The organism is uncultured Aquimarina sp., from assembly GCF_947492405.1.
GTDB lineage: Bacteria > Bacteroidota > Bacteroidia > Flavobacteriales > Flavobacteriaceae > Aquimarina.
In genome coordinates, this window is record NZ_CANLMP010000001.1 from 1,081,765 (window position 1) to 1,105,422 (window position 23,658).

Genomic DNA, 23,658 nt, shown 5'->3' on the forward strand with positions numbered 1-23,658 from the left:
ATCTCACCTATTGAAGGAAACAAATGAGCAAATTAAAAGAATTACAAGATCGTAGTGGATCTGTATGTGAATTATGTAGCACTACCGAGGATTTATTAGTATATGATATTCCTGAATCACCTAATGTAGGGCTAGACTCCAGTATTTTAGTGTGCTCAACCTGCAAAGAACAAATCGAAGATCCTTCGAAAATGAATCCTAATCATTGGCGATGTCTTAATGATAGTATGTGGAGTCAAGTTACTGGAGTTCAGGTTATGGCTTGGAGAATATTAACCCGGTTACGATCTGAAGGGTGGCCACAGGATCTTCTCGATATGCTATATCTTGATGATGACATCATAAAATGGGCTCAAGCTACTGGTGAAGGAGATGATCAAAGCGACATCTTAAAGCATATTGATTCTAATGGAGCTATTTTACAAGCTGGAGACAATGTTGTGTTGATTAAAGACCTAAACGTAAAAGGTGCTAATTTTACTGCTAAAAGAGGTACTGCGGTTCGTAATATCTCTTTAGTTTATGACAATGCAGAACATATAGAAGGTAAAGTCAGTGGTCAGCACATCGTGATTTTGACCAAGTTTGTAAAGAAATCTTAATCCATTTATTTAAAGTATATAAACAATAGATTACTTAAAATTTAAGTAAAAAAAACATTTAATATCCTCAATAATTTTTGTTTTTCGTTGTTATTAAAGAATTTTATTCTAATTTAAATAGTTAAAGTGTTGCTTTAAATCAACTGCTTTAAACTATTTAATATAAAATTCTTATCTAAATAAAACAACATGAAAAAATTGCTTTCTGAACCACAAAATCTAATAATTCTACCAATATTACTATTTGTATTTTTTCTAGGAAATATTCTAAATGGTAAAGCGCAAACCTATTGCATACAATCAGGATCAGAACAGATTGCTGGAGAAGAAGACGGATTCAGATATGAATTATGGAACCAAAACTCACAAGGAACTGCTTGCATGACACTTGGGAATGAAGCATTATTTAGTGGAGAATGGGATGGCATATTGAATTATTTGGCAAGAAGAGGTTTAGGATATGATCAAACACAACTACATCATGAAATTGGAGATTTTTACACCATTTACAATTGTAATTACAACCCTTCTACCAATTCAGGGAATTCCTATTTATCTATTTATGGATGGACTATTGAGCCTCTTGTAGAATATTATATCATTGAAGATTGGCGTAATTGGATTCCATCAATGGCAGATGGCGCTGTTTTAAAAAAATCTTTTGAAATAAATGGAAGCATATATGATGTATACGAGAATACAAGAGTGAATCAACCTTCGATTATAGGTATTGCTACGTTTCAACAATATTTTAGTATAAGAAGAAACACAAGAAATAGCGGTACTATAGATATTTCTGAGCATTTTAAACAATGGGAATCTATCGATATGAATTTAGGTAAATTACATGAAGTTTCTTTTGTTGTAGAAGGATATCAAAGTAGCGGTAATTTCGAATTTACGGAGCTCGACGTATTTGCAGATAATACTACTTTAGGAATAAACAATAGTAACACCCCTAATTCATACTTTGAGATTTATCCTAATCCTACAAAAGATGAAGCATATATAAAATTTAAAAACACGTCTAGTTCAATAAAAAAACTCAAAATATATGACGCTACCGGAAAAACGATAATATCAAAAAACTATAATCATACCGAGAACACAGATAAAATCTCTAATTTAACAAAGGGTGTTTACTTTATTTCACTAAATATTGATAAACAAAGAGTTGTAGATAAACTAATCATCTATTAACAAGAAACATAAGTCATAATCAGAGAAATGATCTAGTTTTCTCCTATATTTTTTTTAGAATAATGTTGGCTGATCACTATTCTCATCATCTTCGGGATTATCACCCTCAGAAATATTGTTGGAACCAGAAACCGCTTCCTCCTCTATTACCTCTATTTCTTCGGCTGGTAATTCTTCTGGCTCATCATAAGGTAATGAATCCAATAAATTTATCTGTCTCACCTTTTCAGTAGTCAATTGATTTCCTTGTGCCTTGATTCCTTTTACAGAAATAAAATCTTCCAAACTAATTTCATCATTTGGTTTTTGATCTTTCCCTCTAAGCTTATTGTATACTATTTCTGCAACAGGTCTATGATCTGTAGAAACAATTTCTAAAAATGATTTCTGATGATCCGAAATAAACGTTTCTTCGCGATCTGCATTTTCTACTAAAAATCGCTTAACATAATACCGCTCTTTTTCTCCGTCCCAATAAATAGCTGAGATAGGCTTCATTGGTTTCCATTTTTCAAGAACCACCATATCAGAACCAAAGTGTACAGTTATCTCAGGGACAATAGTTTTAAGAATCCCTTTTTGACTAACAACCAACAATCGATCTTCTCCTTTAAACTCACCTAGTAATTCTCCTCTTCCATCCACATTAAGTCGTTGAACAGTATCGTCAAACCAAATTTTACGAGGTTTCAATGTGGAAACACCTTGTTCTTTTAATTCAATTTTCTTGATGTTATATTTAGTAACAATATTACCTTTAACACCTCGTCCTTTTATCAATAGATCAGAAAAATTGAGATCAAACTTCAATTTCTTCACGCTTCCTGCCTGACGCAAGAAAATAGTAATTATTTCTGCTTCTCCATTTGGGTTTGCGGTAAAGTAAGTAACCTTAGAACTTTTCTTCCCTTGTGTTAAATCATACTCTTTATCTCTCGTAACTCCAGTAACCGCAAAGCGTTTTACATAAGACGCGCCTCCTCGACCATCCTGATAAATCATATTATAAATAGTGCGCTTATCTTTCTTTTTAAAGACTGCTACATGGATAATATCTTTACCTACAAAAGTCTTAGCACCTACTTTTGTTATCATGAGTTTACCTTCTGCCGTAAAGCATATGATATCATCAATATCAGAGCAATCAGTAACATATTCGTTTTTACGAAGTGATGTACCAACAAAACCTTCTTCTCTATTTACATACAATTTTGTATTCCTGATAACAACTTTAGTCGCTTCGATATCGTCAAAAATCCTGATTTCGGTTTTACGCTCTCTACCTTTACCGTAGGTGTCTTTTAATCTTTTAAAATAAGAAATAGCATATTCTACAAGATGTTCCAGATGATGTTTTACCTGGGCAATATCCTCTTCTAAAGCTTCAATTTTCTGCTGAGCTTTATCAATATCAAACTTGGAAATTCTTTTAATCCTAATTTCAGTTAAACGAACAATATCTTCTTCTGTAACCGCTCGTTTTAAGTGTTTTATATGAGGTTGCAATCCTTTATCAATTGCTTGAATCACACCTTCCCAGGTTTCTTCTTCTTCTATTTCTCGATAAATACGGTTTTCAATAAAAATTCTCTCTAGAGATGCAAAATGCCATTGTTCTTGCAATTCATTTAACTGAATTTCTAATTCCTTCTTCAGTAATTCTAATGTATGATCTGTAGAACGCTTCAGCATTTCAGAAACTCCAATAAATCTTGGCCTGCTGTTTTCTTCGATCACACATCCTAAAGGAGAAATAGATGATTCACAATTAGTAAAAGCATATAAAGCATCAATAGTCTTATCAGGAGAAATGCCCCCCGGTAAGTGTACCAAAATCTCAACTTCGGCAGCTGTATTATCCTCTATTTTCTTAATTTTTATCTTACCTTTTTCATTAGCTTTTAGGATAGAATCAATTAAACTAGAAGTTGTAGTAGAGAAAGGTATCTCATTGATAATCAATGTATTTTTATCTAATTGAGATATTTTTGCGCGCACTCGCACCTTCCCTCCACGATTACCATCATTGTAATTCGTGAAATCCGCAATTCCTGCTGTTGGAAAATCGGGTAATATTGTAAAACGTTTACCTTGTAAGTGCTTTATAGAAGCTTCGATAAGTTCTATAAAATTGTGTGGAAGTATCTTAGTACTTAATCCAACTGCTATACCTTCTGCTCCTTGTGCTAGCAACAAAGGGAACTTCACAGGAAGATTAATCGGTTCTTTTTTTCGACCGTCATATGATAACTGCCAATCTGTAACTTTGGGATTATACACTACATCCAATGCAAATTTGGATAAACGTGCTTCAATATACCTAGATGCCGCTGCCCTATCTCCTGTAAGGATGTTACCCCAGTTACCTTGCATATCGATTAGCAAATCTCTTTGGCCTATTTGTACCATAGCATCTGCAATACTAGCATCACCGTGTGGATGGTACTGCATAGTATGTCCTACAATATTAGCTACTTTATTATATCTACCATCATCTAAATCCTTCATAGAATGAAGAATCCTACGTTGTACAGGCTTTAATCCATCTTCGATAGCAGGTACGGCCCGCTCCAGTATTACGTACGATGCATAATCAAGAAACCAGTCTTTATACATTCCGGTTACTTTGGTAATTACTTCCTGAGGTTGATGATCCTCTGGGTTTAATTCATTATGTAGTTCTTCGTTTTCGTTTTCGTTCTCTATATCCATACCTATTTCCGGGGCACTTTTTTGTATTCTTTTAGTTTACTCTTCTACTACGTCCAATTCTACTTTTAAATTTTCTATAATAAATTCTTGCCTACTAGGTGTATTCTTTCCCATATAAAAAGACAACAATTCTTCTATAGACTTTTCTTTATCTAACATAACAGGATCCAAACGGATATCGTCTCCTATAAAATGTACAAATTCATCTGGTGATATCTCTCCTAATCCTTTAAATCGAGTAATCTCTGGTTTTCCTGATAATTTTTCGATCGCATCCCTTCTTTCTTGCTCAGAATAACAATAGATCGTCTCTTTTTTATTTCGGACTCTAAACAATGGAGTTTGCAAAATATACAAATGCCCTTCTTTAATAACTTCTGGGAAGAATTGAAGAAAGAATGTGATCAACAATAATCGTATATGCATTCCATCTACATCGGCATCTGTGGCAATTACAATATTATTATATCTAAGATCTTCCAAGGATTCTTCAATATTAAGAGCAGCTTGTAGAAGATTAAATTCTTCATTCTCATACACAATCTTTTTGCTCATGTTATAGCTATTTAACGGTTTCCCGCGTAAACTAAACACAGCCTGTGTATTTACATCTCTTGATTTGGTTATAGAACCACTTGCAGAATCTCCCTCGGTAATAAACAGAGTACTTTCTAGATTTCTATCTTTCTTACTGTCTGTAAGATGAACTCTACAATCTCTTAGCTTCTTATTATGTAAACTTGCTTTTTTAGCACGTTCGCGAGCCAGCTTACGAATACCAGATAAATCCTTACGTTCTCTTTCTGCTTGAAGTATTTTTCTTTGTAAAGCCTCTGCAGTGTCCGAATTTTTATGCAGGAAATTATCCAGCTTCGTTTTTACAAAATCATTGATATATGTACGAACTGTTGGAAGATTACCTCCCATTTCGGTAGAACCTAATTTGGTTTTAGTCTGACTTTCAAAGACCGGTTCCATTACTTTTATACTAATTGCAGATACAATCGATTTACGAATATCACTTGCTTCATAGTTTTTACCATAGAACTCCCTGATGGTTTTTACGACAGCTTCTCTAAAAGCTGCCTGGTGTGTTCCTCCTTGTGTAGTATGCTGTCCATTTACGAAAGAATGATACTCTTCACTATATTGAGTCTTACTATGAGTAATGGCAATTTCTATATCATCACCTAATAAATGAATAATAGGGTATAATCGATCATCTTCATTAATATTATCAGAAAGAAGGTCTTTTAACCCATTTTCTGAAAAATACTTTTCTCCATTAAAAATAATGGTTAGCCCTGGATTTAGATACACATAATTCTTAAGCATCTTGGCCACGTACTCCGTACGATACTTATAGTGTTTAAAAATTGTTTCGTCTGGTACGAATGAAACTTTTGTTCCTCTTCTACGCGAAGTTTCTCCCAAAGTATCTTGATTGGTAAGATTTCCTTTCTCAAATTCTGCTGAAGCAGATTTTCCATCACGTGTGGATTCTACTCTAAAGTACTTTGATAATGCATTTACAGCTTTAGTACCAACTCCATTTAACCCTACGGATTTTTTAAATGCTCTGGAATCATATTTACCCCCAGTATTCATTTTAGAAACTACATCCACTACTTTGCCCAATGGAATACCACGACCATAATCTCTTACAATTACTTTATCTCCTTGAATAGAAATCTCGATAGTTTTACCAGCACCCATGACATATTCATCAATAGAATTATCAAGTACTTCTTTTAGTAAAATATAAATTCCATCATCTGCGGATGATCCATCACCTAGTTTACCAATATACATACCTGGTCGCATACGGATATGCTCTTTCCAATCGAGGGATCGTATATTGTCTTCGGTATATTTAGTTTCCTTACTCATAAAATTTTGGGTAGAATGCTTGCTAATATAACGTTTCACTTACTGAATTAAAATAGGTACACTACAAAGTAATTAACAATTATAACAAGATTTTTGTTGATTAATTGGCACACAATGGATTAACATAAAACATGGTCAGTTTTATCATATACAATGTTAATTTTCTTATTTTTTTAATTTACACGCCATAACAAAAGAAAGGTGACCTAATAAAAGATCACCTTTTTAAAACATTTAATTTTTCTAATTCATTTCTATTTTAAATCGAATCGGTCCAGGTTCATCACTTTTGACCAGGCTGCTACGAAGTCTTTAACAAATTTTTCCTTCGCATCTTCGGATCCATACACTTCTGCAATTGCCCTTAATTCTGTATTAGAACCAAAAATAAGATCAGCTCTAGTACCTTTAAATTTAGCCTCTCCCGTTCTACGATCACTACCTTCAAACAAAGTATCGTCTGTTGATGTAGGCTTCCATGTATATGTGAAATCAAGAATGTTTGTAAAAAAGTCATTAGTTAATGTTCCAACATTATCGGTAAACACGCCATGATTAGATTCATCATAATTTGTACCTATAACTCTTAACCCCCCAACAAGAACAGTCATTTCTGGAATAGACAATGTTAGTAATTGTGCACGATCTATTAACAGTTCTTCTGCAGCTAATTTTAAATTACCTCTTAAGTAATTTCTAAAACCATCTGCCAAAGGCTCTAAATGTCCAAAAGAATCGACATCTGTTTGCTCTTGAGTGGCATCTCCTCTACCACTGGAAAAAGGAACAGTTATATCGAATCCTGCATTTTTAGCGGCTAGTTCTACTCCAACATTTCCTCCAAGCACAATAAGATCTGCAATAGAAACATCTCCGGAAAAATCATTCTTAATAGCTTCATAAACATCTAAAACTTTAGATAAAGCCTTTGGTCTATTTACTTCCCAACTTCTTTGAGGTTCTAAACGAAGTCGTCCTCCATTTGCACCTCCACGCTTATCAGAACCTCTAAATGTAGAAGCAGATGCCCAAGCTGTAGTTACCAACTGGGATGCAGTCAAACCAGAAACAGAGATCATCTTTTTTAAGGAGGTAATATCCGAATCCTGAAGAGATGTTCCTTTTGGGATTGGGTCTTGCCAAATTAATTCCTCTGTTGGAACTTCTGGACCCAAATAACGCGAAACAGGTCCCATATCTCTATGCGTTAATTTATACCATGCTCTAATAAAAGCATCTTCAAATTCTTCTGGATTATCACGAAAGCGTTGAGAAATTTTTAAGTAATCAGGATCAACTTTTAATGCCATATCAGCATCTGTCATCATTAGTGCTTGTCTTTTTGAAGGATCACCAGCTGTTGGCGCAGTTGGAGCTCCAGAATCTGCTTTAGGAGTCCATTGATTTGCACCTGCCGGGCTTTTTATTAATTCCCAATCATAATCCAATAATACTTTGAAGAAATCATAATCCCATTTATCTGGATTAGGTGTCCAAGCTCCTTCTAAACCACTAGTAATAGCATCATCTAATACTCCTGTTCCATAAGTATTTTTCCATCCCAAACTCATTTCTTCAATAGAAGCCCCATGTGGTTCTGCACCTACATATTTATCTGGATCGGCTGCACCATGAGCCTTTCCAAAAGTATGACCTCCTGCAGTAAGTGCCACTGTTTCTTCATCATTCATGGCCATCCTTCCGAAAGTTTCTTTCATAAGTTTAGCTGTTTCTAATGGGTTTGATGAGCCATTTGGGCCTTCTGGATTCACATATATTAATCCCATATGAGCTGCACCAAGGTGACCTTCGAGAATACCATCTGCAAAACGCTCTTTATTAGCTAACCATTCTGTCTCGTCTCCCCAATATACATCTTGTTCGGGTTCCCATACATCTTCTCTACCACCAGCAAAACCAAATGTTTTTAAACCCATAGATTCTATTGCACAATTACCTGCAAGAATCATTAAGTCTGCCCAAGAAATTTTCTTGCCATATTTTTGTTTAATAGGCCATAATAATAAACGTGCTTTATCCAAGTTACCATTGTCCGGCCAGCTATTTAAAGGTGCAAAACGCTGATTACCTGTAGCTGCTCCACCTCTACCATCACCAACTCGATACGTACCAGCACTATGCCATGCCATACGCACCATTAATCCTCCATAATGACCATAATCTGCAGGCCACCAATCTTGAGAATCTGTCATTAAAGCTATAATATCCGCTTTCAGTTCATCATAATTAATGCTATTAAATGCCGCAGCATAATCAAAATCATTCCCCATTGGGTCAGATTTTGTTGCATTCTGACGAAGAATATTTAATTTTAATTCGTTAGGCCACCAATCTCTATTTGATGTTCCAGCCCCAGCGCTTTCTTTTTGAGGTCCTCCCATAAATGGGCACTTACTAATATCACCCCCGTTGTTAGTATTATCCATAATGTTATTGAGTTTTAAAGTATGTTTTCTCAAATTTAATGAATTGCCATACTACTTTGTATAGATTAATCATATATTTAAATGAATCTACAATCAATAATATCTATACTACCCAAATGATCATTATAAAATAAATCTGAATAATTATTTGCGTAACCGAATGATTACATTTAAATTTGTAACCAATCAGTTACATTTAAGAATGAGAAGAGACGTTTTTCAAGCTATTGCAGACCCCGTGAGAAGAGATATTATTTCTCTTTTAGCAGAGCAAACTCTCTCTATCAATGCTATCGCAGAAAAATTCGATATAAGTCGTCCTGCAATCTCCAAACATCTAAAAATTTTAGAGGAATGTGGTATCATTTCTATTAGCAAACAAGGTAGAGAACGATACTGCTTAATTCAACCTAGAAACTTGATTCCAGCATTTCTATGGATCGATCAATACAAAACTTTATGGGAGGAAAAATTAGACTCCTTCGAAAATTATTTAAATAAATTACAATCTAAAACAAAAGACAATGAGTAACCTAAACAATCGCACTTTATCCTTAAAGAGAACTTTTAATGCACCTATCAAATTAGTCTGGGAAGCCTGGTCACAATCTGAGCATATAGCACAATGGTGGGGACCAAAAGGAATGGAAACTAAAATTATAGAACATAATTTTAGTGAAGGTGGGATATGGAAATACGTTATGATTATGCCAGATGGCAATGAATTTATAGCAGATGGTATTTATAAAGAAATTGTGCCGTTTCAAAAAATAATTTCATCAGCTAATTTTAAACCTATGACCGAAGGAGTAGAAATACAAGCACTGTTTGAAGAAGATGGAGATAAAACCAATTTTACTTTTAATGTAGTCCATGCTACTGAAGAGTATTGTCAGCAACAAGAAAAAATGGGCTTCATGAACGGTTGGGGATCTGTTTTTGATAGATTAGGATCATTTGTAGATATTTCGGATAAAGAGTAATGCGGACAATAACTCATTAAGAATTATTGCTTTTAAGTATTTAATACTAAAAAAATGAGATATGCTATTCAGCTATTTCTTTCCTATCCTAAAAAAATAATACCTTTAACAAAAAAATGCTATAGAAAACAAATTGTAATTATTGGTATTAAAGTTTATGGAAAAAGAAAAAGGTGATAAGGACTCTCTTAATCAAAATAAAGAGTATGACACCATAATTATTGGTTCTGGCGCAGGAGGGCTTTCTGCAGCGATATGTTTGGCTCGTTCAGGTCAGAAAGTATTAGTGTTAGAACAGCATGATGTTCCTGGAGGATGGTGTCATAGTTTTTACCTAAATGGATACCGTTTTACACCTGGAGTTCATTATGTAGGTTTACTAAACAAAGGAGAATCTACAAGTACACTGTATGAAGGACTTGGTATTGCTAATGATATTTCTTTTTTCAGAATGAATCCTGATGCTTATGAACACTGCTGGATCGGCGATGAACGTATCGATATGCCTGCTGGATATGAAAACATAAAAGAAGTATTGGCTAAACGATTTCCGGAAGAAGAAAAAGGGGTTGCAAGTTATTTAAAGTTGGTTAGCGATGTATGCTATGAGTTACAATTAATTCCCAAAGTAAAAGGGTTTTGGGCACACCTTACCATACCTTTCCGCACTAAGAACATGGGTAAATACAGTGTTTTTAGTTTAAGAAAAGTAATAAAAAAACATATCAAGAGCCCATTACTCAAAGCTGTTCTAAATATCCAGATAGGAGATCACGGTTTACCACCTTCTAAAGCCAGTTTTCCTTTACACGCAGCTGTTATGGGGCATTATTCTAGTGGAGGTTACTATCCTATTGGTGGTGGTGGAGCATTGGTAAAGGCTATGACCAATGCTATTAAAAAACATAAAGGAGAAATCAGAACTAGTCAAAAAGTAAAGCAAATTTTGCTTGATGGAGATAAGAAAAAGAAAGCTATTGGAGTACAATTAGAAAATGGTGAAAAGATTTTTGCCAAAAGAATTATCTCTAATGCAGACCCTGATAAGACATTTTTTGATTTAGTAGGAAGAAATAATATAAGTAAAAAACTAAGTAAACGGCTTGATAAAACAAAATACTCTTGCACTTCCTTAATGCTTTTCTTAACTGTGGATATGGATGTGCGAAAAGCTGGTTTAGATTCTGGCAATATCTGGATGATGAATAACGAAGACCTTGACAAGGTATTTGAGGAAACACAAAAAACAGATCTTTTGGAAGGAGATAGATTTCCCGGAATGTTTATTAGCTGCACAACCTTAAAAGATCCTATAAGTTTTGATGGTAGATACCATACAATTGAAGCAATTACATATATTAATCATGAATCGTTCAATGCTTTTAAAAATGAAAGTGACAGACGTTCTGAATCCTATCTAAGCTTTAAGGATAAGCTGATCAAAAAAATGATAAGAACTCTGGAAACAGTCATTCCAGAAATTGGTGATAAGATTGTACAAAAAGAATTAGGTACTCCAATAACCAATGAGTACTACATTAATTCTACTAATGGCTGTGTGTATGGAACGGAAAAAAGTTTCTGGCAAATTGGACCTTTCGCTTATAAATCAAAAAGCGAAATTGAAAACTTATATTTATGCGGTGCTAGCGTATTATCTCATGGAGTAGCAGGAGCCGGTTATTCTGGAGTAGAGACTGCGTCAAAAATTCTTAAGTGTAGACAGGAAGATCTGATAGTACCTGATGAAAATCAAAACATTAAGATTTATGAAGCAGAAGACGACAGTGAATATCCTGATTGGATGCGTAAAAAAATTCAGGTAAAAAAAGATCGCTTAGCAGCTGGCGTGGGTGGTTTTCCTGAACCATAATAATGCGTATAATACGATCAAAAATTGTGCACTAAGTAAAAAAAACGGGTCAATATGACCCGTTTTTTCGCTCTATATTTTTTCCTATGTATTCATTATCCCTTTAACCAAGCATTTCTGAGCGCTAACTGATCTTTTGTTGGAGTTTCAATATCACTCAAAACTTCTCCTTTTGTAAAAGATTTTGTCAATTTAGTTTTTATAACAACCTCTTCTCCTGCTCTATCCAATTTTACTTCTACATCATCACCTTCTTGCCATTGAAGTGTTCCCTGCAATACCGAATTAGCATTTGTTAAAGTTAATTTTGTTCCATTAACCTCTTTTATTACATCATACGCTCGTACTCCATTATCTGCCCAAAAACTATTTTCGGCTACCAATTCTGTAAAGAAAATAGTTCCTTTCTCCTGATCTCCTCCAACTATAATTGCACTACCATTTCTAACATAATCAGTTTCTATATTTTTAACACCTATAGAAAGTCCTACTTTTTTAAAGAAATCATTATAATCAATTGGAGTGTTACCTATCACATGAGTTTTTAAAAACTCTCCTATAGATGGGTATGTCATTGCGGTGATTTCTTCAATAATCTTATCATCTTCAAAAGGTTTGTTTTTTCCATATTTTAATGATAATTCCTTCATTAATGATAAAATACCTCGATTTCCATTACTTTCTCCTCTCATAAGTATATCGATACACATTCCTATCAAAGCTCCTTTTTCATAAACATTGGCATAATTCTTAGCATAAGGTTCATTCAGAATATTTTCACTCATTACGGTAAAACTCATAGCATCATCATACCTGCTAGCAGATTCTATCTTACCCATCATTTTAGTATAAAACTCATCTTCTGCTACTAAATCCTGATTAATTTGGAAAACACTTGCGAAATACTCTGTAACCCCTTCATACATCCATAAATGCTTAGAAAAAGTAGGGTCATTATAATCAAAATAGTGAACGTCTTCAGAATGTACGCTTAAGGGAGTAACTATATGAAAAAATTCATGAGATACCACATCTATCATTGCTGATGTCAATGCATCTTCTGGAATTGCTTCTGGCAATACAACGACTGTAGATGTATGATGCTCCAGCGCTCCAAAACCTGTAGGTGCTGTTTGTGATTGAGGCGCAAGATATAAATAGATATCGTATCGAGGTGTGCTATCGATATCACCTAAATACGCTTTTTGAGCCTTCATCATTTTAAAAACGGTTTCTTTAATTCCTGCTGCTGTATAGGCTTTATTTGGAGAGTAAACACTCAGAACAATTTTAATCCCTCCTACTTCGAATTCTTCTACATCTAACTTACCATACATCATTGGATTATCTGTAATATCAAAATATCTTGTGGCAAAATACTTATCCGTAGTAATGGTTCCATCTTCATTAGTTGATGATCCAACATTCTGTAATGCAGAAGTTCTTTGCATATCAGTTGGTGCTTTTACTTCCAATGCATATTGATTATTTTTTAATACATCAAAATATCCTATGAATCCATGTAAGTTCAATACAAAATTATCCGCCTCTATATTCGTTCCAGATGGAGAAAAAGGTGTTTCTACCTCAGTGTTTTCTATATCATATGTATCATTAACCTGATATACAATTTTATCTAATTGTTTTGCATTCGTAATTAACCACGTATTAGCATCTAATTTTTCTGTAGCCAACTCTGCTCCATTATAATCCAGCGCTCTAAAACCATCCACAAATTTCCCAAAATCACTAACTGCATATGTTCCTTGTACTACTTTTGGTAAGTAGTATTTTACTGTATCCTGAATAAAACGTCCTGGATTTATTACAACAGGAACTTTATCATCTGTTATTTGTGTTAAATCTACCTCTGTAGCAATTGGTAATTTAGAAGCAATGTCTTTTGTTTGGTTAACAGATCCACATCCAATTAGCAAAAAACCAATGGATAGTGTAATAAATATGTTCTTCATGTATTCGATTATTTACTATGCTAGACGCAAAAAATTAGTAAGTGTTACAACTTTGGTCGCGCAAAATATATAATTTGTATAGACTTTAACCTATTTTTGATAATTATTTACTTATTTATATATCAGTTTGGATATTTTAATTGACACAAATAGATTATGGCTTTCTAACGATCCAAAATCATTTAATCCTTTACTTTCTACAATTATATTTCTACACGATTCTCTTGGGTGTATAAAACTTTGGAGAGATTTTCCTGAAGAACTAAGTAAGTCTTCCAATTGCAACGTACTTTCTTATGATCGTCAAGGTTATGGTAAATCAGATAGTTTTTCTGAATTAAAAAGAAACAAAAAATATCTTCATAAAGAAGCGGATGTACTTGCTAAGTTAATAGATCAACTTGCATTAAAAAACGTGATCCTATTTGGTCATAGTGATGGCGGAAGTATTGCATTGCTTGCAGCTTCCTTATATCCAGAAAAAATAAAAGGAATTATTACAGAAGGAGCGCACGTTTTTGTAGAAAAAGAAACTTTGCAAGGAATAAAAGATGCGAAAGTTGCTTATGAAACTACTAACTTAAAAGATAAGCTTGCTAAATATCACGGTGAAAAAACAGAAGATGTTTTTAGAATGTGGACAGAAACTTGGCTTTCTCCATCATTTAAAGACTGGAATATAGAAAGTTATCTTCCTGGAATACAATGCTCTTCTCTGATTATTCAAGGTGAAAATGACGAGTATGGCTCGATGGATCAAGTTTCTAGTATTGTTCGAAAAACCTCTGGAGATTCTAAATCTCTTATTATACCAAATGTAGGTCACACTCCACATAAAGAGGCAACAGAAGTTGTTCTTAAGAAAACTACAGATTTTACCCTAAATTTATAACAGTAGAAAGGATCAATACACGAAGAAAATAACTAGCTATAAGGATCTAATTAAGGCAACAAATTTTTAGCAATAATATCTCGAAGATCATTTTTGTTTAATGGTTTATTAATGATATCATTCATACCAATTGATAAGCATTCTTCCTGAACTTCTCCTAATTCTGCAGCAGTTAGTGCTATTATAGGAGTGGTTTTATCAAATTCTCTAATTCTTTTTGTAGCCTCACTACCATTTAGATAAGGCATATTAAGATCCATTAATATCAAATCAAAATCTTCCTTTTTAACCATTTGCACTGCATTAAAACCATTTTCGACAATAACACAGTCATATCCAATCAAACTCAATAAATTTTTAGTTACAATTTGATTAATTTTATTATCCTCTGCTACCAATATTCTACGATAAACGTTAGTTGCTCCATTATTCCGTTCGTTTACAGAATGTTCTTCTCCTTCTTCTAATATTTCTAATTCTAAATCAAAATAAAATTTAGCTCCTCGTCCTTCGTTACTCTCCAAATAGACCTTACTGTCCATCATTTCTAAAAGGTTTTTTACAATGGAAAGTCCTAAACCTGTACCTTCTACTTTATTAGACTCCCTATCTACTTGGGAAAATTTCTCAAATACAAAATCTTTTTTATCCTCGGGAATTCCTACACCACTATCCTCAACTTCATAACGAATATAGATGGTATTATTTTCTTTATTGAGTATTTTAATTCTTAACCATATTCTTCCATTTTCGGTAAACTTAGAGGCGTTCCCAATCAAATTGATCAGAATTTCAGATAATCTAAGTGAATCAACATTAAGAGAATCTGGTAGCTCATTTGGCACATCCAGAATGAGTTCATTTTCTTTACTTTTTGCCTGATACTCAAATGAATTCAATAAGTTCTGTGATAACTTAAAAAGATTTGTAGGTGTTTTTGCTAATCTTACCTTATTAGATTCGATCTTACTAATCTGAAGTACATTATTAATTAGATTTAAAAGGTAATCTCCAGAAAACTTTAAAGATCCTAATAGTTGTCTATGTTTCTCTAATACATCTTTATCTTCTAGTAACAATGAGGTTATTCCAACAACACCGTATAAAGGAGTTCTCAGTTCATGACTAACTGTAGATATAAATTGAGACTTTACTTGAGTTAGCTTTTCTGCTTCCGCTTTAGCCTCTACAAGTTGTTTGTTTTTATCTTTCAGTACATTATTCAATTTTTTCTTTGATCGATATCCTATATATAGAAAAAATGCTGTAGCAAATAAAAATATCAAAGCCGCAACAGAAATAATATTAATTGTTCTGTTATTATTTGCCATTTTGGTTTGATACTCCTTTTCAGTTTTTGTTACTTCTAATTCTCTTTTATATTCATCTACATTAAAACTAACTCTTGCAATCTCTATCTGCTTCAGTTTTTCCTTATTGTAAACCTTATCTTTATACTCCTGAAAACTTTTAATATCATTATAAGCTTCTGTAAGGTTACCTTTCTTTTCATACATCTCTGCCCTTGCTTCATAAAGATAAGATAACTCTAATAACATATTATGTTTTTCTGCAATCTCCATGGATTCTTTAAAATACTCCTCTGCTTTTACATACTGATTTTGACTTAATGCAAGCCTTCCTTTAAGATAATATACCTCACAATATCCTTCTATATCTCTATTTTCTACTACTAATTTGTTCGCTTCTTCTAAATATGGAATAGCTTTATCAAATTCTTTTGCATCTATATAAGTCCAAGCAAGATTAATTACGGGAGTCATATATTCTTGTGAATTATCTAACAACTTCCCAAACTTGGTAGCTTTACTATAAAAAACCAAAGAAGTTTCCAGGTCTTTATAACCATCAGAGTATACATTACCTAAGCCATTATTATTCCATAGTATAAGTAATGAATCATTTGCTTCTTCAGCATATTTTAATGATTTTTTGAAATACTGTTCTGCATTTTTATAATCGGCAAGTGTTTGATAATTATAAGCCATTAAATAATAGGCCTCAGATTTATAATGATCATTATCTAATTCATGTGCATAATTAGCTGCCTTAATTGCATACTCAAGAGATTCTTTAATCTTATACTCAAAGGTTAGGTTATTTGCAGTATCTATTAAATATTGCAAACTATCATTAATGGGGAATTTAGATTCTTTCTGACTGTAAACCAAATAGGGAATAGAGAATATGAAATATGTAAATAGTAATATTTTCCTCAAAATATGTAACTTTTATAAATGCCTTAACTTCTCTAACACAATGATATGAACTATCAATAAATGAATTCAATCTGTATGGTTAATTTACTAAAAAAAAACAGAAAATCGTTGATTTTGTTAGGTTAAGATTAAGATACACTCATACACTACTTCTTTTTTTTACTTTTTTTTGTGATACTGTAAATTCCAAAAATCACAATACCAGCTCCAATAATTTGTATTAAAGATAAACTTTCTCCTAAAAAGAAAAAGGCAAGTATAATAGTAGATATTGGACCAAGACTACCTATGATAGCTACATTCGAAGCTCCTAACTTTCCTATTGCATATGATATGAGATATGACGGAATTATAGTTGAAAAAAAAGCCATCAGCATACCCAAGACATATACTTCTGAAGAATAATTTAAAAGGTTTCCTCTATCAAAAGCTATATATTGAAAAATTATGCATAAAGAAGATACAATCATTGCATATGAGGTAAATGCAATAACTCCAAACTTAGGTATTAACCAACCACTACCAACTAAATAGGTTGCATAGGTAAGGGCACTGAGAAAAATTAGAGACACTCCTAAAACAAGGTTAGATGTATCCAATTGAAGTTCTTGCCAAAAGGTAATCACTACTCCTATGTATGTAATAATTATAGCTACTAACTGTTGTTTTGTTATTTTATCTTTTAAAAATATTCTAGAAATGATAATAACCAAAGTAGGATATACAAATAAAATTATCCTTTCCAATCCTGCTTTTATATACTGTAAGCCCAAGAAATCAAAGTAACTAGCCAAATAATACCCCACAAAACCAAAGAATATAATCCACAAATAGTCTATTTTTCTTATTTTCTCAGGGTTTGAAGGTTTGTTAAATACAGCTATTGCAAAATAAAAAGGAAGAGAAAATGACATTCTAAATAATAACAAATGTTCTGAGCTTATATGATACTTATAGGCCATCTTAACCATTACTGCTTTTGCGGAGAATAAAACCACACCAATGACTGCTAAAATGATTCCTAAAGAAGTCTGTTTAGATTTTTTCATTGTATAAAAGTAATCGCAATATTTTCTGCTTTTTTTCTGAATTGATAAAAATTACGATGTCCAACAAAAAAACCTCTTAGATTATTTTCTAAGAGGTTTTGTATAAAGAATAAACTTATATTATACGTTAAATAAGAAATGCATTACATCACCATCACTAACAACATATCCTTTTCCTTCTACTCCAAGCTTACCAGCCTCTTTTACTTTAGCTTCACTGCCATAAGACACATAATCATTATACTTAATTACTTCTGCGCGTATAAATCCTTTTTCAAAATCTGTATGAATCACTCCCGCTGCCTGAGGAGCTGTAGCACCAATCGGAATTGTCCAAGCCCTTACCTCTTTTACTCCTGCAGTAAAATACGTCTGTTGATTTAACAGCTTATATGCTGCACGAATCAATACAGATGCTCCAGGCTCTTCTAATCCCATATCCTGAAGAAATAGTTGTCTTTCTTCGTAATCGTCCAATTCTGTTATATCTGCTTCGGTTCCAACGGCCAAAATAATTACTTCTGCATTTTCTGATGCGACTGCTTCTTTTACTCTTTTTACATGATCGTTTCCATTAACAGCGGCACCTTCGTCTACATTACAAACATATAATACTGGTTTATCTGTAATGAATTGCAATGGTTTTACAAACGCTAGATGATCGTCCTCAGAGACTTCAATTGCTCTAATAGACATTCCTGCTTCTAACCCCTCTTTTAGCTTTAGTAATACTGCTTCTTCTTTCTGAGCTTCTTTATTACCCGTTTTTGAAGCACGCTTGATCTTATCTAACTTTTTTTCAAGTGTTTCAAGATCCTTCAATTGTAATTCTATATCAATAGTTTCTTTATCACGAATTGGATCAATAGAACCATCAACATGAACGATGTTATCATTATCAAAACAACGTAATACATGAATAATAGCATCAGTCTCTCTAATGTTTCCTAAAAACTGATTTCCCAGACCTTCTCCTTTACTTGCTCCTTTTACCAATCCGGCAATATCTACAATCTCTACAGTGGCTGGTAGAACACGCTCAGGATTTACTAATTCTTCAAGTTTTTCTAATCTCGGATCAGGCACATTTACAACGCCTATATTTGGTTCAATCGTACAAAATGGAAAGTTAGCACTTTGCGCCTTCGCATTAGACAAACAATTAAAAAGTGTTGATTTTCCTACATTTGGTAATCCAACTATTCCTGCTTTCATATTTATGTATGTATAAGAGCCAATGTGATATTTGCTCAAATTTTTGAGAATGCAAAGATAAGAGTATTAACACGTAGTATACAAATACTATGTAAAGAGATTACAATTAAAAGAAAATATATTCAATCTCGTTTATCACAATAATTACCTTTATAATTTAACATTATAAAATGATTTTATTACTTTTTCGTAATTTTACAATACTAAATAAACAAACCAATGAAAACATTAAAAAACTTAGTAATAATTATGCTTTTCTTGTGCACCTTCATAAACTATGCACAATCCGAAGATAAAAAAGAAGAAAAAGAGAAAGCTGAGGAAATGAAAGCTAAAGAAAATACTTCTGAGGAAGTGGTTACTAAAATAATCAGAATTAAAGGTGCTAATGGAGAAGAAAAAGTAATCAAACAACAACAGGTGATTACTAAAAAAAGTGAAGTAAAACTAAGTCCTGATGAGGAAGACGGAGAAACAAACAGAACAGCTGTGTATGCTCCAGAAAAAGTATCTATCAAAAACTCAGGAACTACTTCTAGCGAAAAGATATATAGTAGTATCCCTGATGGCTCAGGTTATATATTAACGCTCATTGATGAAAAAGGAGAAAAAACATCTAAAGCTAAACCTGTTTCTAATGGATATTATTTAGTAAATATGGGACCAAAAGATAATTGTTTAGGGCATTTTGATGAATCTAAAAATCTAATTATGGAAACCTATGATACAGTTAAGGATTCTGTTATCACGTTAAGTTACAAATTAAAATAAACTGTATTATAATGTATCAAAATGACCTCAAAACAGATAGGTTATTTTATTAAGACAAAAAACCTCCTAGATTTTATTTAGGAGGTTTTTACGTTATAAAATGTTATTCTTATTATATTAATTATCAGGAGACACTTGTAGGTTTTTAATTAACACCTGACCATAAACATTCGAACTTTCGTGACTACTACTTGTTGATTGTAGATAACAACCTGCCTTAAAATAATTTTCATTCGCATTACCTATATCGACAGATCTAAATAAGGTCGACGTTCTGTTTCCGCTATTATTAAGGTTATATAAACTTACTACCCCATTCTTCATAGCTAACTCAAAATAATACTCTGTATCCATTTGCATATTAAAATTAATGGTTCTTCCACTTCCTTCTATTTCTTCGGTAACATATCCTAATATTCTTAAATCAACAGATCCTGAATTTTGACCACTACTTCCCTGAACCTGGACTCTAATAACATCATCATAAAAATCATCTCTTTCATGGATTTGACCAAATGCTAATTTACCAGAAGGAGGTAAATCTTCTATTTTAAATCTCCATTTCATCGAGTGTTCTGTATTTGTATTACCATTCCAATAGCCATCTCCTCCATTAATAACTTCTCTTAACTCAGATCTAGGATTACTAGATCCTCCAGAGGTAGGATTTCCTGGGTAACATCTAAATGCAGCGTATCCATCTTTATCAAAGAAGAAATGACTTTCATTTTTACTTGCATTATCTGCATAACTCAGTCCGTTATTATTACTACCAACATTAAGATTACCACTAAAACCATTTAACTTCCAACCATTTCCTATAATACTAGCAGCAGTTCCTCCTGTTGGTGGTGGTGGTGTACCTCCTACCTCTGTAAAAAACCATCTGAATTTATCATTACCATTCCAAGAGCGTGATTCTACATTACCACCATTAGAAGTACTTCCTCCTGCAACTCCTATAGATTTCCCGCTATCTCGAGACTTCAGCCTGTAATATCCACTACCAACACTTATTATTTGCCATTCTTGATGACTACTTCCATTATAAGCTCTTGATTCAATATTAGCTCCATTACTATTACTTCCATTCTTAACAGTAATTGACTTACCACTATCAATACCTTTAAGTCTAAAATAACCGTTACCAACACTAATAACTTGCCATTGTCTATGGGTACCACTGGCATTACCCCATTGTTGAATATTAGCTCCGTTATTATTACTTTTATTAGCTACATCCATATGTAATCCACTTTTTTTATTTCTCAAATAATAAGTTTTCCCTGCAACCGGAGTTGCTTTTTGAAAAACATCTTCTTCTAAATCAGATTCTGTGGAATTTACTAACTCTTCTGATTCGCAAGAAACAAAAGCTACAAAGGTTAGTAACAAGAAAATTTTGACAAAAAAAGGCGAAAACACCTTAATCTTGTGGTTTACATTAGTTTTCATAATTGTGAAATTTAATTATTAATATTATTTGTGTTAAATATTTGGTTATCCAATTGTATTATTGGTTAACCAATTTAGTTATCACAATATTAATGATTTATTAACACAACTCAAACGTTTTCGTAAAATATTTAAAAATTAATTATCAGATTATTAGATATTTAACATTAATTTTTAATAAAACTAATTTTACATATTTAAGTGAATAGCTTGCTTTCAATAATTTTCAAGTCTTCTAATCATAAAAAAGACCACTCTTTTAGAAGTAGCCTATTTTATTACTAGATAACTTATTTTAATATGTTACATCCAATGTCATATCTTTAACTCTAACTTCTCCATAAGCATCAGGGGATTCATTATCATAGCCTTCTCCTGATTTACAATCTTCTAAGAACATTGTAGATTGCGTATAACATCCTACTTTAAAATACCCAGTACTATCTGCAGATTCCCAATCATCTGTCCAAGCATCTAAACCAGATCTACTTTCATTTTCTATCCTACAATAAACTCTGCCATTTTGAACGGTAACTGTAACTCTTAATTGCTCTCCCAAACTGTAGGGTAATACATTATCTATCTCAATATCATCATTTTGAACCACATGTAACCCTTGCTCATCTGACCTATACTCCACACGCAAAGGCTCATCACCTGGACCGTGAATTTGCACCATAGACACTTCAGGTTTCTCTACAGGTAAATGTGTAGCTCTAACGCGTACATCTAAATATTGATAATCATTCATACTCCAATAATTATCATTGCCTCCTGGCATTTGTCTTAATTCTGATCTTGGATAGCTAGATCCTCCAGTTGTTGCTCCACCACAATGTGCTTTAAAAACTACTTCATCACCTTCTACATAAAAATACTCAGCATAAGGCATAGGAATTTCTCCGATAAGATCTCCCATTTCTATTTCGCTATCAGAAGCATTCCTATTTCTATCATTACAGTTATTTCCTGACTTGTCATCATTAGTACTATCCTTACCATTTCCATCAAGTGGGAATGTAATTTTCCATTGATCCAGATTAGATAAAATATCAGAAGGATTGGTACCTCCTCCTGTAGTACCTTGCGGAGTAGCTGTAACAGATTTGCTAGAAGATATATTACCTGCATTATCTACTGCCACCAACGTAAAAGTATAAGATGTTCCATTAGTTAAACCACTAATAGTTCTATTCTCTCCTGAAGTGGTGACGTTACCACCATTATATGTTATACGTACGTTATTAAAATCAGCATCACCAGGATTATTCCAGTTCAAAGCGACAAAACCATTACCAGCTGTTGCATTTAATTCAGAAACAGGTCCGGTAGGAGTTGTATCTCCTGGATTACCTCCTTCTCCATGAATTTCTGTTTCTATAATACTATTCCAACTACTACTCGAGTTACCAAAACAAGATATTCTAACATATCTAGCTTCTACATTATCAAAATCATAGGTTTCTAATCCTTCTGTTGTTCCACTACTACCATTTGTTTTTGCGTCATATACAGTACTTAGAGAAGATGTTGAGTTACCTACTCTAATTTTAAAATATGCATTTCGCTCATCACCTTTAAACCAAGCGATTTTTAAACTTGATATTGTTTTTGAAACACCAAGATCGTATGTGATATATTTTCCTGTATAGCCATTAGATGACCATCTTGATTCTGTATTTTGGATTTCTCCATCTATTGTGTTTTCTGGTCCATAACCAGATTGATTTCCATTAGCAGAAACACTTTGTGGTACGATTCGACCAGTTCCCAGTGGACCTTCTGATTCACTATTTAGGGTAAAATCATCAAAACGAACATCTCCGCTATCTCTTGTTCCCAGAATTCTTACAGAAGATGAATTACCACTATTAAATGAAACTGTAATTTCCTGATAATTGCTAGTATTAAAATCATTAGTTTGCCCACCAATGGAAAGTTTTCCGTTTCCATTAACCCAGGCTTTTAATATATAATCAGTGTTTTGACTTACATTTACAGTTTGTTCTATTTTACCAGAAGAGTTAGTAACTTTACCAGCTCTTGATCCAGAATACTCGTCACCAGAGATTGCATATTTAGCATTATCTCCCCAACCTACTTCGCCCGATTCAAATCCTGGATTTTGAATTAATATTGAAGCTCTAATTTCAGAATCATCTTTTATCTCTTCTAAAAATTCATCTTCAATTTGTTCATTTGTGCAGCTTACAGCTGAAATAAATAGCAACAATAATAGTGTAGTGATAAATGACAAATAAGACATCTTTCCCCTAATAGCTGGTAATTTTTTCATTTGTTAGTAATTTTTTTAAAATGTTAACGTTTTTCCCTTTAAACTACCGATTTGATTAAA

16 protein-coding genes are annotated in these 23,658 nt (G+C 33.0%); 7 read left to right on the forward strand and 9 right to left on the reverse strand.

The window, feature by feature from the left end; genetic code table 11:
* The first annotated feature begins 23 nt into the window (after positions 1-23).
* Both Q0829_RS04795 and Q0829_RS04800 read left to right on the forward strand, forming a co-directional pair.
* Positions 24-602 (forward strand): alkylphosphonate utilization protein, encoded by a 579-nt coding sequence (locus tag Q0829_RS04795; RefSeq protein WP_298540544.1) that lies wholly within the window; start codon positions 24-26, stop codon positions 600-602.
* Positions 603-791: 189 nt separating this feature from the next.
* Complete coding sequence (locus tag Q0829_RS04800) at positions 792-1,802, forward strand: glycoside hydrolase family 11 protein (RefSeq protein ID WP_298540546.1); 1,011 nt, start codon at positions 792-794, stop codon at positions 1,800-1,802.
* Between the two features lie 54 nt (positions 1,803-1,856).
* On the opposite strand, the gene Q0829_RS04805 is transcribed toward Q0829_RS04800, so the two are convergent.
* The 3 genes from Q0829_RS04805 to katG all read right to left on the reverse strand — a co-directional run bounded on the left by Q0829_RS04805 (position 1,857) and on the right by katG (position 8,851).
* Positions 1,857-4,514: a DNA gyrase/topoisomerase IV subunit A gene (locus Q0829_RS04805; protein WP_298540550.1), complete on the reverse strand. Its 2,658-nt coding sequence runs from the start codon at positions 4,512-4,514 to the stop codon at positions 1,857-1,859.
* A gap of 36 nt (positions 4,515-4,550) precedes the next feature.
* On the reverse strand, positions 4,551-6,404 hold the full coding sequence (locus Q0829_RS04810) for a DNA topoisomerase IV subunit B (protein WP_298540552.1): 1,854 nt from the start codon (positions 6,402-6,404) through the stop codon (positions 4,551-4,553).
* 254 nt (positions 6,405-6,658) lie between these two features.
* Positions 6,659-8,851, reverse strand: coding sequence for a catalase/peroxidase HPI (katG, locus tag Q0829_RS04815; RefSeq protein ID WP_298540554.1), 2,193 nt, complete (start codon positions 8,849-8,851; stop codon positions 6,659-6,661).
* 202 nt (positions 8,852-9,053) lie between these two features.
* On the opposite strand from katG, the gene Q0829_RS04820 reads away from it, so the two are divergent.
* The 3 genes from Q0829_RS04820 (at position 9,054) to Q0829_RS04830 (ending at position 11,707) form a co-directional block, all read left to right on the forward strand.
* A complete protein-coding gene (locus Q0829_RS04820) occupies positions 9,054-9,383 on the forward strand; it encodes a metalloregulator ArsR/SmtB family transcription factor (protein WP_298540556.1) in 330 nt (109 codons plus the stop codon).
* Positions 9,376-9,834 carry an SRPBCC domain-containing protein gene (locus tag Q0829_RS04825; RefSeq protein ID WP_298540559.1) on the forward strand — a complete coding sequence of 153 codons (459 nt, stop codon included), beginning with the start codon at positions 9,376-9,378 and terminating at the stop codon, positions 9,832-9,834. The genes Q0829_RS04820 and Q0829_RS04825 overlap by 8 nt, the downstream gene beginning before the upstream one ends.
* 157 nt (positions 9,835-9,991) lie before the next feature.
* Positions 9,992-11,707 carry an NAD(P)/FAD-dependent oxidoreductase gene (locus Q0829_RS04830; protein WP_298540561.1) on the forward strand — a complete coding sequence of 572 codons (1,716 nt, stop codon included), beginning with the start codon at positions 9,992-9,994 and terminating at the stop codon, positions 11,705-11,707.
* A 95-nt stretch (positions 11,708-11,802) separates the two neighbouring features.
* On the opposite strand, the gene Q0829_RS04835 is transcribed toward Q0829_RS04830, so the two are convergent.
* Complete coding sequence (locus Q0829_RS04835; protein WP_298540563.1) at positions 11,803-13,680, reverse strand: peptidase M61; 1,878 nt, start codon at positions 13,678-13,680, stop codon at positions 11,803-11,805.
* Positions 13,681-13,807: 127 nt separating this feature from the next.
* Here Q0829_RS04835 and Q0829_RS04840 point away from each other — a divergent pair, with 127 nt between their 5' ends.
* The gene (locus Q0829_RS04840) at positions 13,808-14,572 is read left to right on the forward strand and encodes an alpha/beta hydrolase (protein WP_298540565.1); all 765 of its coding nucleotides are present in this window, start codon (positions 13,808-13,810) and stop codon (positions 14,570-14,572) included.
* Between the two features lie 50 nt (positions 14,573-14,622).
* On the opposite strand, the gene Q0829_RS04845 is transcribed toward Q0829_RS04840, so the two are convergent.
* The 3 genes from Q0829_RS04845 to ychF form a co-directional block, all read right to left on the reverse strand.
* Positions 14,623-16,812, reverse strand: coding sequence for a response regulator (locus tag Q0829_RS04845; protein ID WP_298540567.1), 2,190 nt, complete (start codon positions 16,810-16,812; stop codon positions 14,623-14,625).
* A gap of 146 nt (positions 16,813-16,958) precedes the next feature.
* Positions 16,959-17,861 (reverse strand): DMT family transporter, encoded by a 903-nt coding sequence (locus Q0829_RS04850; protein WP_298540569.1) that lies wholly within the window; start codon positions 17,859-17,861, stop codon positions 16,959-16,961.
* 120 nt (positions 17,862-17,981) lie between these two features.
* Positions 17,982-19,076, reverse strand: a complete 1,095-nt coding sequence (gene ychF, locus Q0829_RS04855; protein WP_298540571.1) for a redox-regulated ATPase YchF — start codon at positions 19,074-19,076, stop codon at positions 17,982-17,984.
* 219 nt (positions 19,077-19,295) lie between these two features.
* On the opposite strand from ychF, the gene Q0829_RS04860 reads away from it, so the two are divergent.
* Entirely contained in the window at positions 19,296-19,847 is a 552-nt protein-coding gene (locus Q0829_RS04860) for a hypothetical protein (RefSeq protein ID WP_298540573.1), read from the forward strand.
* Between the two features lie 117 nt (positions 19,848-19,964).
* On the opposite strand, the gene Q0829_RS04865 is transcribed toward Q0829_RS04860, so the two are convergent.
* Together Q0829_RS04865 and Q0829_RS04870 are read right to left on the reverse strand one after the other, a co-directional pair.
* On the reverse strand, positions 19,965-21,302 hold the full coding sequence (locus Q0829_RS04865) for an RICIN domain-containing protein (RefSeq protein ID WP_298540576.1): 1,338 nt from the start codon (positions 21,300-21,302) through the stop codon (positions 19,965-19,967).
* 295 nt (positions 21,303-21,597) lie between these two features.
* Positions 21,598-23,598, reverse strand: coding sequence for a polysaccharide lyase family 7 protein (locus tag Q0829_RS04870; protein WP_298540578.1), 2,001 nt, complete (start codon positions 23,596-23,598; stop codon positions 21,598-21,600).
* Between the last annotated feature and the right edge of the window lie 60 nt (positions 23,599-23,658).